This is a genomic window from Psychromonas arctica, assembly GCF_036697365.1.
Lineage (GTDB): Bacteria > Pseudomonadota > Gammaproteobacteria > Enterobacterales > Psychromonadaceae > Psychromonas > Psychromonas arctica_A.
In genome coordinates this window covers 198,048-213,825 of the sequence record NZ_JBAHZA010000003.1, presented here as the reverse complement: position 1 = coordinate 213,825, position 15,778 = coordinate 198,048, and the positions used below count along the sequence as shown (strand labels likewise).

Below are 15,778 nucleotides of genomic sequence, written 5' to 3'. Positions count from 1 at the left end.
TTAACGTCCTTTTATAGCCATTTTGGCATTAACCCAATTCAACAACAGTGAGATAAGAATACTGATGGTGAGATAAACAGCCATAGTCATAAGAATAATCTCAATTGCTTGACCTACTTGGTTTAAGGTTGTGCCTGAGAATAATGTTACTAGTTCAGGGTAACCAATCGCCGTTGCTAAAGATGAGTTTTTAGTTAAATTTAAAAACTGATTAATAACAGGTGGGATAATGACGCGTAACGCTTGTGGTAAAACAACTTTAGTTAAAATCACATAGTCTTTAAGACCTAATGATTTAGCTGCTTCTTTTTGACCTTTAGGTACGGCTTCTATACCTGCACGTACCGCTTCTGCAATATAAGTTGCAGTATAAATACTTAGTGCAAATAGTAGTGCTAGTAACTCTGGAATGATGGTTAAACCACCTCTGAAGTTAAAGCCTTTTAGTTCAGGGTAAATCGCTGTAATTGGTTGGCCAGCAATAAAGTAAACTATGGTTGGTGCTAAAATTAAGATCGCTAATGATACTTTGAAAATTGGGAACTCTTCACCAGTATCATCGTGACGCTTACGAGACCAACGAACTAGGTAAATTACTGCAGCAATAGCTAATACAAACGCAACTATAACTGCACCACTACCACTTTGGAAAATAGGCTCTGGTAATAATAAACCACGGTTATTTAAGAATACGCTGTCTAAATAAGCGAAACTTTGGCGTGGACCTGGTAATGCTGCAAGTACAACGTTGTACCAGAATAAAATTTGTAACAAAATTGGGATATTACGAAATGTCTCAATATATACAAGTGCAAGTTTTGAAACCAAAAAGTTACTTGATAAACGAGCAACACCTAATAATAAGCCAATAATCGAAGCGAAAATAATCCCTAATACCGACACAAGAATGGTATTTAATAAGCCAACAATAAATACATCCATAAAAGTAGATGTACCATCATCGTAAGGGATAAGCGTTTGACTAATGCCGAAGCCGGCAGTGTTGTCTAAAAATGAGAAACCAGTGGTAATACCACGGCTTTCGATATTATCGAACATGTTATTTGCAAAATAAAATGCAAAGAACACAACGAGTGCTAAAGCGAGAACTTGGAAGAATATTGCGCGGTGCTGAGGGTTGTTTAACAATCCTTTACCGTCTACTGGGAGCTGTTTGTTTGTCATAATGTGCCTTTTAATCAGCTAGGAAAAAGGGGAAGTGAAACTTCCCCTAGAGACTGGTTAAAATTAACGAATTGGCATTGGGTACATGATCCCACCATCATTCCACAGTTTGTTTAAACTACGTTCAATTTGGATTGGAGAATCTTTACCTACGTTTAAATCGTACGACTCTTCATAGTTACCAACTTGCTTAACAATTTGGTAAGCCCAATCGTTCTTAAGGCCTAAATCTTCACCTGTTTTACCTGTCGCGCCTAGTAAACGTTTGATACCAGGGTTAGCTGATGATTTTAGCATTTCATCTACATTAGTTGATGATACACCTAGCTCTTCAGCTTCAATTGTTGCAAACATAGTCCAACGAATAACATTAAACCAAGCATCGTCACCTTGACGAACAACTGGACCTAGAGGTTCTTTAGAGATTGTTTCTGGTAATAGAATTGCTGATGTTGGATCATCAAGTTTAATGCGTAAACCAGCTAATTGTGAACGGTCAGATGTTACAGCATCACAACGTCCTTTTTTGAAACCATCGATAGTTTGACCAGATGTATCATAAGTTACAGCTTTGTATTCCATGCCGTTAGCTTTGAAGTAATCTGTTAAGTTAAGTTCTGTTGTCGTACCCGCTTGAATACAGAAAGTAGCACCATCTAGTTCTTTAGCTGAACTAACACCTAAACTTTTGCTTACTAAGAAACCTTGACCGTCGTAGTAGTTAACACCTGCAAAGTTTAAACCTAGAGATGCGTCACGAGTAGCTGTCCAAGTTGTTGCACGTGCTAGTACATCAACTTCACCACTTTGTAATGCAGTAAAACGCTCTTTAGCTGTTAATGGGAAGTATTTAACTTTACTTGCATCGCCTAAAACAGCACTTGCCACTGATTTACAGAAATCTACATCTAGACCTTTCCATTCACCGTTAGAGTCTGCTGCAGAGAAACCAGGGATACCTGTAGAAACACCACATTTAAGTACATCTTCTTTGATAACGTCTTCTAGTGTACCTGCGTGAGATAGAGTAGGGACTGCCGCTGTTAGACCAAGTAATAAAGCTAGTTTTGTTACTTTCATCGTATTTTCCTTATGGCTTAAAATTATTGATAAATCACTATGAATATAGATAACGTGGTTTAGAACGATATTAATATAAAAATATTTATGGCAAGTTCCATGCCATTTTATATTTTGAACAATATTCATATAAATACATTAGAGCAATTTGTATGCCAGCAATATATTTAACGAGATTCATCATAATTTAGGCAGGTACTTTTACTAGTGCCTAAGCCATAGACCCATCATTATTTTTGATTCAGGTCATATTTCCATCGTTTTTATGATTGAATTTGGGTTTTATGCACCATTTATGAGCAAATTTTTCAGAGAGTAATTTGCTCATAAATAGGTGAAATATTATGGATTGAGATTAGTTATTTGACTTGGATCACTTGCCGTCGTTACTTGATGGTGCACTTTTATTAATTTTATCAGTTCTTGTGCATCCCAATGGTGCGCTTTTCCTGCGCAAGCTAACTCAAGTTGCTGTAAGTTAATTGATAATTTCTGTTTAGTTTCACCATCTAACTCAGACAATTCACCAAGCTGTTGTAATTTATTCAAGTCAGCTTGTTGAACTTGCCCGTATTGTAGTAGTGCTAAATAAACTTGATTTGGTTTGGCTTCTTTCAACGTTTTTAATAAGGTTTTAAAAGAAGCGTTTGACTTAGGGGGCTTCGCTACTTTCGCTGTAACAGTATGATGACGAGTTATTTTTATATGGTAAAAGCTTAATGCTATTAATAGCAGTAATAAAACAAGTGTACTGATTTGCCAGTATAGTAATTGTTTAGTTTGCTGTTGAGGAGCTTGTCGATTACCAATCTCTGTGTTGGAAGTATCCGTAACAGGAGGATTTTGGTTGACCTGTATGTTATTAGCACTATTGGCTTGGCTTGTACTTTGAGGTGCTGCATTAATGGTTAGCGTCTGTGCTGGTAGTGTTGCATATTCTTGTTTTTCGGTTTTGCTATTCCACCAAGCCACTTTTATTTCAGGCAATACAAGTTCACCACTTTTATTGGCGATAATTGCATGGCTGATAGTGCGTTGACTATATATAAGGCCATTAATAGTGCCTTGTTTTAAATCATCTTGATCAGGGTAAACGCGTAAAGACTTATCGTAGTTAAGATCAATTTCAGGCATTTTATCAAGCGCAATAGAAGCTACTTGTAAGCTAATACTCCGAGTAATAGGTTCACCTACAAAGTGTTGCTCTGTTTGTAGGTCATTATTTTCGATTAATCTAACATCTTCACTAATTAACCAATCCCCTTTAAATCCAGCAGGCATCGACTTAACAGTTAAAGTTAAATTATTACCTCTGATATTAATAGGCGTCGTTTTTACTCTATCTTGCCAACCATTCACACGGGTTACTTGGCGAACAGATCCAGTGAGTAAAGGGGAAGTAATTGAGACATCCCCAGCAGCTGAAGGTGTCACTTTATATTGATAATGAAAAACGCGATAACGTAATCCATTACGAATAACTTGATTTTGTTGTTGATTAACATCGATTGGTTCAATACTTGCGTCATTTAACGTAGGCGGTTGAATATCACCATTAGTTACATTTTCAGAGACAAATATTTTAGTATCTACAATTACTGGCTGATCAATATAAACACTGTCTTTATTAATAGTATTTTCAATAAAGATAGTATCGCTGGAGGTTGATTGTTGCTGCTTACCAGGTTGCTTCACTTCAATTGGAATCGCTTGAGTTGTTAACCCATTTAAAGAAAGTGCTGGAATAGTAAGTTTACCTACTGACTTCGCTTGTAAACTCACCGTCCAAGTAGTTTGTTGGGTAAAGTCACCATTAATATAGGAAGTTTGTTGGCTACGAGAAGGTGAGCTGACATTAAAATCATCACTTAATACACTGGTATCCAATTGATATTGTGAGCCAGTATCATCAACTTGCACAGTTAGGTAAAAAGTATCTCCTAAATAAATAGTATTAGTGCTGATCGAAGCAGTTGCTTGTGTTGCTGCTACTGCAGGCATGCATAATGCAATGAATAGTAGGCTGATATGTAAACATTTTTGTATAAACGGCATTACCAGATCTCTCCGTTATTATTATTGTTATTTAGAACAGGTTGATTAGCAGCACGTTTTTTGTACTCAAGCTGCATTTTATTTTTTAAGAGCAGTGATGGGTCATCCGGCACATTTTTCAGCCATAGCGGCAAATCTTCATATTCTTGATTAACCTCAGGATCTTGTGATGCGCTTGCAGCAGCGGCTTGTTGTTCAGGAGTTTGTTCATTCTCCTCAGCCTCTGCAGAATTTTGTTGTGCTTGTTGACGCTGCTGTTCCTCGTCTGTTTCTTGTTGTTGCTGATCAGAATACTGCTGTTCTTGCTGACTTTGCTGCTGGCTCTGTTGTTGCTGATCAGGAGACTGTTGGTCTTGCTGACTTTGCTGTTGGTTCTGTTGTTGCTGATCAGGAGACTGTTGGTCTTGCTGACTTTGCTGTTGGTTCTGATCAGAAGACTGTTGTTCTTGCTGACTTTGCTGTTGATTTTGTTGCTGCTGATCAGAAGACTGTTGTTCTTGCTGACTTTGCTGTTGATTTTGTTGCTGCTGATCAGAAGATTGTTGGTCTTGCTGACTTTGCTGTTGGTTTTTTTGTTGCTGATCAGAAGATTGTTGGTCTTGTTGATTTTGTTGCTGCTGATCAGAAGATTGTTGATCTTGTTGATTTTCCTGTTGGTCTTGTTGTTTTAACAAATCTTCAACGGCTTTTTTATTTGCCAAAGCTTCAGCAAAATCAGGTTTTATAGCGAGTGCTGCATTATAACTAGCAAGTGCTTGCTTGTATTTTTGCTGCATGGCTTGTGCATTACCTAAATTATAAAGATTGTTAGTGTCATTAGGCATTTTTTCTTTTTGGTTTTTATAGATTGCTTCAGCTTGTTGGTATTGTTTATCCTTAAATAAAGCAGAGGCTTTCCAACTCGGATCTTCAAATTGCTCCCCTGCAGATTTGTAATTACCAGCTTTGAACGCTTGATAAGCATTTTGTTGGCTATTTTCCCAAACTGACGCCTCTACTTTAGTATTAGCAAAGGGTAAGCTTAAGGTAAAACTCAATAGGGCAACATAAAAAACGCCTTTCCTAAACAATAATAAAAATAGAGGAATTAACAAAAAACTTAACCAATACCCATCATCGATTAGCTGTTCACTATTGCTGTTATTGGCTTGTTCATCTTGTTGTTTATTAAGTTGTTCATTATTGTAGTGAGCGGCTAACTGCAAAATATCATTACCGGTATGGTCGAAGGTTTTGTATAAGCCGTTACTATTTTGTGTCACAGCGTACATAGCATCGGTATCCAATTTAGGAATAATAATTTTTTCACTGCTATCTTTTAATAAACTACCATCGCGTAACTTAATAGGGGCACCTTCAGCGGTACCAACGGCGAGAATAGACACCATAAAATCAGTACCTTCAATCATCGCTTGCATCTTATCGGCGCTTTCTTGGTCAATACCATCACTAATAAACACAATATGCCCTTGTTGATAACCAGCATTTTTGAGCAAAGTAATTGCCTTAGCCAATGCTAAATCAGGTCGTGAACCTCTCGCGGGCATTAAATCTGGCGATAGATTAGGAATATGATTGATGATCGAATTACTATCTTTCGTTAACGGTGTAATAGTAAAAGCATCACCCGCATAAGCGATAAAACCTTTATCACCCTCTGTCCATTGCTTTAATAGGTCGATTGCTTTGTACTTAGCTTGATTCAAACGATTAGGCTTAACGTCAGTAGCATACATTGAATAAGATAAATCAAAGGCAATGACTTGTGCTTTTTGTATCTCATAAACAGGTAATTTTACTGAACGAATACTTGGGCCAGATAAAGCAATACAAGCAATAACCGCTAATAAACTCAACGCAAAGCGATTGCTTGTTTTGGTTTCTGGTTGGGTAACTAAATGTTCACTCAAATGGTTAGCAATCACATTACTTGATTGGTTTTTACCTTGCTTGTAACGCCATAAACTTAACGCGAAAATAATAACAAGGCCAATTAACCAGTAGGGGCGAAGGAATTCTAATGCGCCGAAGCTACTGTCTAGGGTGTCGTTAAAGTTCATCTTCACCTCTTATTTTTAATGACAATATCACTACTAGCAGAATCAAGACGGCTATTGATAATGGCCAATAAAATAGATTCTTCTCAGGACGAAACTCTAAATACTCACCATCAACAGGTTGTAATTGATTAATGGTGTCGTAGATTTTTTGTAAATCTTCTTGGCTACGTGCTCGAAAGTATTGACCGTTAGTCAAGGTTGCCACTTCTTTTAACATCCCTTCATCAAGATCAGCAGAAGGATTAACTCGTTGATTTCCAAAGAAACCAGGTTTGATCATTGAATCCGCACCAATGCCTATGGTGTAAATTTTAATATTGTTTTTAGCGGCTTGTTTAGCGGCTGCGATAGGTTTAATTGAACCAGCAGTGTTTGCACCATCGGTTAATAGGATAAGTACGCGCTGTTCATTTTGGTTTTCAACGAAACGTTTAATCGCCATGCCTATCGACTCACCGATAGCCGTTTGTTTACCTACTAAACCTATTTGTGTTTCATCGACCATAGTTGATACCGTATCAACATCAAAGGTGAGGGGAGTTTGTAGGTAAGCATGGTCTGCAAATAAAATAAGTCCTAAACGGTCACCAGTTCGTTGTTTAACAAAGTCTTTTACAATGGATTTGACTAAGGTTAAACGGTCGACGGTACGCCCATTTAAAGGCATATCTTCTTCTTGCATACTACCAGACAAATCTAAAGACAAAATCATGTCTCTACTCTGTTGCTGAATACGAACTGGTTCACCAAACCAAATAGGTTTAGCAACGGCTGCTAATAATAAAGCCCACAACAACCAAGGTACAAAATAACCCAGTAATGGATTAGATTTTTTACTCTTTTGTGCAGACAAACCCTCGGCTAAAGGGATCCATAGTTGTGTATAAGATTGTTTTTTAGGGGACAGTAAAAGTCTTGCTAATAATGGTAAAGGTAATAAAAGGAATACCCACCAGTAACTAAATTCAAACATGATGTTGGCCTGTTAATGGTTGATCAACTAAAGTTGATTTTTGCAGCCTTTTCACCTGTGCGGGAAATCCTTTTATCCAATGTGAGACTGATTTGAAATCCTGTTCATCGCACATTGAAGGCTGTTGATATAAACGCTGACAAAATTGTGCTTGTTCGCCAAATAATGGAGTATTACTCGTATTGTGTGCCTGTATAAAGCTAAACCATGCTTCTCCGGTTAATGAAGCGACCTTTTGTCTAGAATAATACTGTAGCGCTAAGCCCTTAAGCAGTTGATTCAAATCTGCAAAGTTAGTTGAATCTTGTCGCCTTAATTGTTTAAGTGCTGATAAAGCTTGCTTGACCTTTTGCTGCCTTTTCTCTCGTTGCTTTAGCCACCAAACAACGCCTGCCACTACGCAGATTACTACTGCTAAAATTAACCAGTAAATCGGTGCTGGTGGCCAAGCTGATGGTACTTGTGTTGGTAATATTATGTGTTCAAAAGGATTATTGGGCGTTGGCATTGAATTGCTCCAATAGTGAGGTAGCAGCACTAATTTGATAATGTGCAATACCATGTTTTAAAAAGTAGGTTTGCATCTGTTGCTGACGTTCAGTTGCCGCTGTATTGTAAGATTTTTGTTGTCGTTTATTTCGCAAAAAACCACTTCCTTTTAACGAATTGATTTTTAAATTCGCTTGCAACATCTGCTTCGGCAAGTGCGACTCTAATGGATCGCTAATTTGCCAAATAGTTACCTGATTATGTCGTCTTAACAAGTTAATAAGCTTATAGCAGGCTTCATCTAATTGTGAAAAATCACTGATTAAATGGACTTGGCTACCGGTTTGTACTAAATGAGAAAGGCGTTTTAATTGTAAGAAGAGAGATTGTTGCTGTGGTATTTTAAAGGCTGACTTCTGACATAAAATTTGGCTTTGATGTAAAAATGCCATTAACCCTTTATTACGAGAAGTTGGCTTTAATTCAGCGACTTCTTGCTGATTAAAAACAATGCCACCCAAGCGATCGTTTCGTTGCTTGGCTTGCCAACTTAACAGTGATGCTAAATGGCAAGCTTGTACGGACTTGAACACAAATTGGCTGCCAAATATCATGCTGTCTGAGAGGTCAACCAACAAAAATACAGGTCGCTCTTTCTCTTCTTGAAATAACTTAGTGTGCGCTCTTCCTGTTCTGGCGGTCACTGCCCAATCAATAGATCGGACATCATCGCCGGGTTGATAATGTCGAACTTCGGCAAACTCCATGCCGCGGCCTTTAATATTAGCTAAGTAGTTACCTGACAACTGACGCGTCGCCTGTAATTGCTTACTACTTAAAGATAGCTTTCCATGCTGTTTATAACTGAGAAGTTCATTTAATTGAACGTCAACGCCCGTGGTATAGGGCGTATTAGTAAAAATAGCGGGAATATGTGTGCTCATTAGCCTGCGATCGCCACTTGATTGATAATTTCTTGAATAACCTGATTTGCATTCAACCCTTGTGCTTCTGCTTCATAACTTAAAATCAGTCGATGACGTAAAACAGGGTATAAATTGCTGATAATATCTTCAGGCACCACGTAGTCTCGGTCATTTAACCAGGCGCGAGCTTTCGCTGTGCGCATTAAAGCAAGCGTCGCGCGAGGACTCGCGCCGTAACTGATCCACTCTCCTAGCTTTTCTCCGAAACGTTTTGGTTGGCGTGTGGCCATGATCAGGTCAATGAGGTATTGCTCTAAATGTGGCGCAATACTGACCTTCATCACTTCTTCACGCATCGCAAAAATTTGCTCATTCAGTAACGGTGTTACCGCTGCAATTTTCTCTTTTAAAATTTCTTTTTGATTTAACTGCAGGATCAGACGTTCCGTATCGGCATCTGGATAATCTAATTGAAGGTGCATGATGAAACGGTCTAATTGAGCTTCCGGTAACGGATAAGTTCCTTCTTGTTCTAACGGGTTTTGTGTTGCCATCACTAAGAATAGTGGCGGCAGTGGGTAAGTGGTTTTACCTACCGTGACTTGTCGCTCAGCCATTGCTTCTAATAACGCCGATTGTACTTTAGCGGGTGCTCGGTTTATTTCATCTGCCAAGATTAAGTTATGAAAAATTGGGCCTTTTTCAAAAATGAACTGGCCTGTTTCTTGGCGAAAAATATCGGTCCCAGTAACATCCGAAGGAAGGAGGTCTGGGGTAAATTGGATTCTATGAAAATCGCCTTCAATTCCGTCTGATAATGCGTTGATTGCTCGGGTTTTTGCTAAACCTGGTGGGCTCTCAACTAAAATATGTCCATCTGCTAGTAGTGCGATCAATAAGCTGTCAACCAGCTCACTCTGACCCAAAATCATTTTGTTTAAATAGTCACGTAATTGATTTAACTGTTGTTTTGCCATTGCGGTATCTGCATTTAAATTGATGGTGCGGAAAATATACTGCCAAATTAAGACAACTTCAATCTTCAAAAAATTTTAAATTCGTGTTAAGGGACTTGAAAATATTTGTAAAATAAAAGTAAAACAATCGTATTAGTTAAAAACCTTTACTCAAATAAAAGCTTTACGCTTTTCTTTGAGCTATATTGAAGTATGATTTTAAGCCGCTTTATCGCTATTGCTAAGGAACAGCAATACACAGTGTAATTGATCATATTGCATAACAATAACGTATTAACCTATATCTAACGTTAGTAGGTAATGCATTTATTGATGATTAATAAAATCAGTTAGACGGTTCTTGCCGTAACTAACTACTATCATAAGTAACGGGTATTAAAACCGTGATACTTATTTATTCGGAGAAATGAATTTATGCAAATATATATTATGCGCCATGGACAAGCAGAAATGATGGCTAATTCAGATTCAGAACGTAACCTAACGGATGAAGGGCGTCATGAATCAGAGATAATGGCTAAGTATCTAGTAAAACAAGATGTTAAATTCGACGCAGTTTTAGTTAGTCCTTACGTTAGAGCCCAGCAAACTTGGCAATCAGTCAGTCCTTTTTTCGAAGGCATTAGCAACATCCAAGTCTTACCATGTTTAACGCCTGCTGGTAGTGCTCGCAAATCTGTTGATGAAATACTTGCGTTACAAGCGGAAGGTATTGAATCGGTATTATTAGTTTCACACCTTCCTTTAGTTGGTTATATCGTTGGAGAACTTGCTCCCGCTGCAGGTGTCCCCGCTTTTTCTACTTCTGCCATTGGCCATATTTCACTGAATGATGAAGATGGTTTTGCTGAATTAGTGAGTCTCACTACAGTGCCTCAAGTCATCGATTAATCGTTTTATTATTCGGCGTTAACGCGCCGTACTGTCGATTAGATAATATATTATTCAAATTATAATAGGTTTAACTATGTCTAAAGATAGTGTGACGTTAGCTGATGATTATCAACAAAGAGTACAACAGCAACGTACTTTTTTTATGAAGAGCCAACCATTTTCATATACTTACCGTTTACAGCAATTAAAATTACTAAAACAGACGATTGAAGCTAATAAAAGCCAGTTGATTGAAGCACTTGATACGGATTTAAGTAAACCCGAGTTTGAAGCTTATTTGACTGAAGTTGGTTTTGTATTAAATGAGTTAAGCGACACTCTCAAACACCTTAAAAAGTGGATGAAACCGAAAAAAGTGTCAACGCCATACTTCATACAACCCGCTAAGAGCCATATTCATGCGACACCATTAGGTGTTTGTTTAATTATTTCTCCCTTCAATTATCCTGTTTCATTATGTCTTTCACCATTAATTGCTGCACTCGCCGCAGGTAATACATGTATTGTCAAAACATCGGAATTAACCCCTAATGTCAGCCGAGTACTAAGCACAATGATTAACAGTGCTTTTGCGCCTGAGTACGTGCAATGTATCGAAGGGGATGTAGAGCATGTGACCGCTTTGTTGGTGCAGAAATTTGATCATATCTTTTTCACTGGCAGCAGCGAAGTGGGCAAGATAGTAATGCAACAAGCCGCTAAACAACTAACTCCTGTTACGCTTGAGCTAGGTGGTAAAAGCCCTTGTATTGTGTGTGCAGATGCTAATATTGATATCGCCGTTAAACGTATTGTTTACGGTAAAATGTTAAATACGGGACAAACCTGTGTTGCCCCTGATTACGTGTTAGTTGCAGATAGTATTAAGCAGGAATTCATTGATAAACTGGTGGGGCGTATTAACAAGCTATACGGTAATGAGCCATCTAAAAATCCTGCATTAGGCAGAATAGTTAATCAAAGGCACACATCACGTATTAGCGAGTTGATTGAGCAAGAAAAAGTCGTTGTAGGCGGGCAGTTTGACATCGAACAACGTTATATTGCTCCTACAGTAATGGCTAACATAGAATTATCCGATGCGATCATGCAACAAGAAATTTTTGGTCCGGTTTTACCTATAATGAGTTTTACTGATCATGACCAAGCATTACAGATAATTGAGGCGTTACCCGCACACCCATTAGCCGCATATATTTTTTCTGAAAACCAATCTACTCAATCCTTGTTAAGTACAAAAATTCAAGCAGGTGGCATTGCAATTAATCATTGTATTCAACACCTTGCTAACCCAAATTTACCATTTGGAGGTGTTGGTTTAAGTGGTATTGGAAGCTATCACGGTAAACATGGTTTTGATCGTTTTTCACACCAAAAGAGTGTACTCAGCGCATCAACCTGGTTAGATTTACCTCTGATCTACCCACCTTATAAACACAAATTATCATTGCTAAAAAAAATGTTTAAATAATTCATAACAGCTGTTTATAACAATCACACTTAGTTAACGTAATGGGCATTATTTTTTTGAACGAGTTAAGTCTTAGGCTTTGAGTATTGTTCTTGCCATCTCTTTTGCAATTAGTGCAGATTGTTTCATGCCGCGAGTGTGAGCCATTACAATCGCACCTTCAACCAGTAATCCTATTTGATCAGCCTTTTGCTGAGTGATTTTCGAATCTGCTTGAGGAGTTAATTGCGTAGCAATAATATCTACTATGACTTGCTTGTGCTTTGCTGCAAAGATATTAATTGAATTATTGGGATCAGCGTATTCTGCACTGACATTAATAAAATTACAGCCAAAGAAAGTCTCACTATTAAACCATTCACTTAAATTATCAAAAATAACCAATACATTCTCAACGGGATCTGTATTTGCCGGGTTCTTCTTATTATCTTCAATCCTATTCTTCAATTTACTGACAACTTGCTCATGACGAAGTTGTAATGCCGCCAATATCAGCTCTTCTTTACTACGAAAATGTTTATACAGTGTTGCCTTAGAAACCCCAGACTCCGCTAAAATTAAATCGATTCCTGTTGCGTGATATCCAAATTTATTAAATAAAATCAATGCAGTATCGATTAAGTGTTGTTTTCTTGGTTGCATGTTATTGCTTGCCCTTTTAGCGAACGCTCTAAATAAGCGGTACATAATAACTAAATTATAACTAATTTAAACTTGACGTAAACAGCTCTGTTCACCTATAGTGGTGAACAGATTTGTTCACCTTTGTTTTTGTCATCATTTTTATAGACATTAATATCGCCATTTGTGAAACAAATATTTTTATAAACGATAATTAATAAAGGTATTTACTATGTGCTCTACATCAACAACATCAGAAAACAGCAATGCAACAGATACCACTACGATAGGTACTTCAGGGATTCATCATTTAGGTTTAACTATTCCAGATATCCAACAAACTGCAGCTTTCTTTATTGAACAATTAAACTTTAAAAAAGTAGGAGAAAAGCCAGCTTATCCAGCTATTTTTGTATCAGATGGCACTGTTATGCTGACGCTATGGCAGATTAAAGATGTTGATAACTTGACTGAATTTGATCGTACAAAAAATGTTGGTTTGCATCATTTTGCATTGAAAGTGAATAGTATCGAGCAACTTCATGCCTTATATCAGAAGCTGCTTAAGCTTGAGAGTGTTGATATTGAATTTGCACCAGAAGCACTAGGCGATTCACCTTTTGTACACATGATGTGTTCAATCCCTGGTGGGATTCGTTTAGAGCTAATTAGCGATTAGGATGTTCTGATGAATAATACACTGGAAAACAGTTGGCACCATGGCGAGTTAACAGCCCAAAAACGAGTTGGTACCGAACAACGTATGGCAGAGATAGGGCCTAAATTCATTCGTGAACTTATGCCTCAACAACATCGCGATTTTTTTGAGTCGCTTACGATGATGTTTATCGGTTATACAAACTTTCAGTCACAAACTTGCGCCAGTGTATTATTCGGAGATCGCGGCTTTGTATCGTCTCCAGATCCAAGTGTACTAGTTATTAACCTGCAATATTCAATAGGCGATTTTACAAATCAAAGCGTTAATATCGGTGACAGGGTTGGTTTATTGGGGCTAGAGTTCGATTCGAGAAGGCGTAATCGTATTAATGTGATTGTGACTGATATCAATCAAAAAACCATGACGGTGAAAGTACTGCAGAGTTTTGGAAATTGCCCCAAATATATCCAACCTAAAACATGGGGTTTGAACCCTAACTATAATGGTTCTTCCCTGATCGCAGAAGTCCAACTCGACAGTAAAATAAGTACAGACATAACGATAAAACAGATGATCGCCAATGCGGATACCTTTTTTATTGCCAGCTGTTTTGATGATGGTGAACAGTTGAATAACCGTGGTACTGATATTTCTCACCGCGGCGGAGAGGCTGGGTTTGTGGAGATTAACGAATCAGGTCAATTACTCGTGGAAGATTATTATGGGAATGGCTTTTTTAATACCATAGGTAACTTATTATTAAATCCAATCGCCAGTTTATTGTTTTTTGACGCCCAACTAGGCCATGCTATACAGCTTACTGTTTCAGCTGAAATCTTATGGAATGATGACCAAGTAGTTGAGAGTGAAAACAAACAACAAGATACGAATACCGATAAGCAAGTTAGAACATTATGTTTTACCCCTATTAAAATAGAATACTATGCAAACGGCTTTGCTTATCTCCAAAAGTAAAACTTAACAGAAACTCTTCACCAATAAAATGCACTGTACCCGCATCACTTATTACCTTTATGGTCAGTGCTTTTATCCTTCATTTTAAACATCACTCACTTCAGTTCATCAAGATCGTTAATACGATGGATTCTTACTGCTCATTAATTTTTAACTTTTAAAGGTAATTATTGAATGATGCCTTGATTTAAAATACTTAATGGATAATATATATGAATATTCGTATATGTGTATTTTTTTATGTATTGATTTAGAGTTAATCTAACTAACAATTTACATGCGAAAAGTGATTACTATTTTAACAGCAAGAGCTTGTTTCTTAATAATATTGAAAAGTACCATCAGTAAAGTGATCGGTAATAAGCCAAATTAAATTTAAATATAAAAGAGAGAATGACCATGACAATTAAAGTAGGTATTAATGGATTTGGACGTATCGGTCGCTTAGCAATGCGTGCTGCATTTGATTGGCCTGAAGTTGAATTTGTTCAGGTAAATGATGTAGCAGGCAACGCAAAAACATTAGCGCATTTATTAGAGTTTGATTCAGTTCAAGGCCGTTGGAGTCATGCCGTTAGCTTTACTGATAACACCATGGAAATAGCGGGGCAGTCAATTACAGTGACCCAACAAGGTGAAATTGATGCCGTCGATTGGTCTGCTTGTGACGTAGTGATTGAAGCAACAGGTGTTAATAAAGAGAAAGCATTATTAGATAAATATACTGCACAAGGCGTTAAACTAGTCGTTGTTTCTGCACCGGTTAAACATCCTGATGTTGCTAATATTGTGGTGGGCGTAAATGAAGAAACCTTTAAACCAGAGTTTCATAAAATTATTACAGCAGCATCATGTACCACTAACTGTATTGCACCTGTTGTAAAAGTGATTTATGAAAAACTAGGCATCACTAATGCAGCATTCACAACTATTCATGATTTAACCAATACACAAACTATTCTTGACGCACCCCATCAAGACCTTCGCCGTGCACGTGCTTGTGGTATGAGTTTGATCCCAACTACAACAGGATCAGCAAAAGCGATTGTTGAAATTTTCCCAGACTTAAAAGATAAAATTAACGGTCATGCAGTACGTGTACCGCTAGCCAATGCATCGTTAACTGACATCGTGTTTGAAGTTGAGCGTGATACTAGTGTTGAAGAAGTTAACCAACTATTAAAAGAAGCATCGGAAGGTGAGTTAGCAGGCATTTTAGGTTATGAAGAACGTCCATTGGTATCAATCGATTACCGTGGAGACCAGCGTTCAACTATTGTGGATGCTTTATCAACCATGTTAATCGGTAAGCGTATGTTAAAAATCTATGCTTGGTACGATAACGAAATGGGTTACGCAACGCGAACTGCTGAGCTAATTAAAAAATTCTCATTAATGTAAGTACCGTCAG

Annotated in this window: 14 protein-coding genes; 5 read left to right on the top strand and 9 right to left on the bottom strand. The window is 37.6% G+C overall.

Annotated features, from left to right (window positions below):
* The 8 genes from V5290_RS05015 to V5290_RS04980 all read right to left on the bottom strand — a co-directional run bounded on the left by V5290_RS05015 (position 1) and on the right by V5290_RS04980 (position 9,745).
* Positions 1-1,185, bottom strand: a complete 1,185-nt coding sequence (locus V5290_RS05015; protein WP_333382499.1) for an amino acid ABC transporter permease — start codon at positions 1,183-1,185, stop codon at positions 1-3.
* Positions 1,186-1,248: 63 nt separating this feature from the next.
* Complete coding sequence (locus tag V5290_RS05010) at positions 1,249-2,265, bottom strand: amino acid ABC transporter substrate-binding protein (RefSeq protein WP_333382497.1); 1,017 nt, start codon at positions 2,263-2,265, stop codon at positions 1,249-1,251.
* 342 nt (positions 2,266-2,607) lie between these two features.
* The gene (locus V5290_RS05005) at positions 2,608-4,320 is read right to left on the bottom strand and encodes a BatD family protein (protein WP_333382495.1); all 1,713 of its coding nucleotides are present in this window, start codon (positions 4,318-4,320) and stop codon (positions 2,608-2,610) included.
* Positions 4,320-6,380, bottom strand: a complete 2,061-nt coding sequence (locus tag V5290_RS05000; protein ID WP_333382493.1) for a vWA domain-containing protein — start codon at positions 6,378-6,380, stop codon at positions 4,320-4,322. Before V5290_RS05000 ends, V5290_RS05005 begins: the two co-directional genes overlap by 1 nt.
* A complete protein-coding gene (locus tag V5290_RS04995; RefSeq protein ID WP_333382491.1) occupies positions 6,370-7,353 on the bottom strand; it encodes a VWA domain-containing protein in 984 nt (327 codons plus the stop codon). Before V5290_RS04995 ends, V5290_RS05000 begins: the two co-directional genes overlap by 11 nt.
* Positions 7,346-7,861, bottom strand: coding sequence for a DUF4381 domain-containing protein (locus tag V5290_RS04990; RefSeq protein ID WP_333382489.1), 516 nt, complete (start codon positions 7,859-7,861; stop codon positions 7,346-7,348). The genes V5290_RS04995 and V5290_RS04990 overlap by 8 nt, the downstream gene beginning before the upstream one ends.
* Positions 7,845-8,786, bottom strand: a complete 942-nt coding sequence (locus V5290_RS04985) for a DUF58 domain-containing protein (RefSeq protein ID WP_333382488.1) — start codon at positions 8,784-8,786, stop codon at positions 7,845-7,847. The genes V5290_RS04990 and V5290_RS04985 overlap by 17 nt, the downstream gene beginning before the upstream one ends.
* A complete protein-coding gene (locus V5290_RS04980; protein ID WP_333382671.1) occupies positions 8,786-9,745 on the bottom strand; it encodes a MoxR family ATPase in 960 nt (319 codons plus the stop codon). The genes V5290_RS04985 and V5290_RS04980 overlap by 1 nt, the downstream gene beginning before the upstream one ends.
* Before the next feature lie 414 nt (positions 9,746-10,159).
* Here V5290_RS04980 and sixA point away from each other — a divergent pair, with 414 nt between their 5' ends.
* A complete protein-coding gene (gene sixA, locus V5290_RS04975; RefSeq protein ID WP_333382486.1) occupies positions 10,160-10,636 on the top strand; it encodes a phosphohistidine phosphatase SixA in 477 nt (158 codons plus the stop codon).
* Between the two features lie 76 nt (positions 10,637-10,712).
* Positions 10,713-12,110 (top strand): aldehyde dehydrogenase, encoded by a 1,398-nt coding sequence (locus tag V5290_RS04970; protein ID WP_333382483.1) that lies wholly within the window; start codon positions 10,713-10,715, stop codon positions 12,108-12,110.
* A 72-nt stretch (positions 12,111-12,182) separates the two neighbouring features.
* Here the strand turns inward: V5290_RS04970 and V5290_RS04965 are convergent, their stop codons facing one another.
* Complete coding sequence (locus V5290_RS04965; RefSeq protein ID WP_333382482.1) at positions 12,183-12,752, bottom strand: TetR/AcrR family transcriptional regulator; 570 nt, start codon at positions 12,750-12,752, stop codon at positions 12,183-12,185.
* A gap of 211 nt (positions 12,753-12,963) precedes the next feature.
* Between V5290_RS04965 and V5290_RS04960 the strand changes: the two genes are divergently transcribed.
* From V5290_RS04960 to V5290_RS04950, 3 genes are all read left to right on the top strand, one after another.
* Positions 12,964-13,410 (top strand): VOC family protein, encoded by a 447-nt coding sequence (locus V5290_RS04960; RefSeq protein WP_333382480.1) that lies wholly within the window; start codon positions 12,964-12,966, stop codon positions 13,408-13,410.
* 9 nt (positions 13,411-13,419) lie between these two features.
* A complete protein-coding gene (locus V5290_RS04955) occupies positions 13,420-14,367 on the top strand; it encodes a pyridoxamine 5'-phosphate oxidase family protein (protein ID WP_333382478.1) in 948 nt (315 codons plus the stop codon).
* A gap of 399 nt (positions 14,368-14,766) precedes the next feature.
* Entirely contained in the window at positions 14,767-15,768 is a 1,002-nt protein-coding gene (locus V5290_RS04950) for an ArsJ-associated glyceraldehyde-3-phosphate dehydrogenase (protein ID WP_333382477.1), read from the top strand.
* The last annotated feature ends 10 nt before the right edge of the window (positions 15,769-15,778 follow it).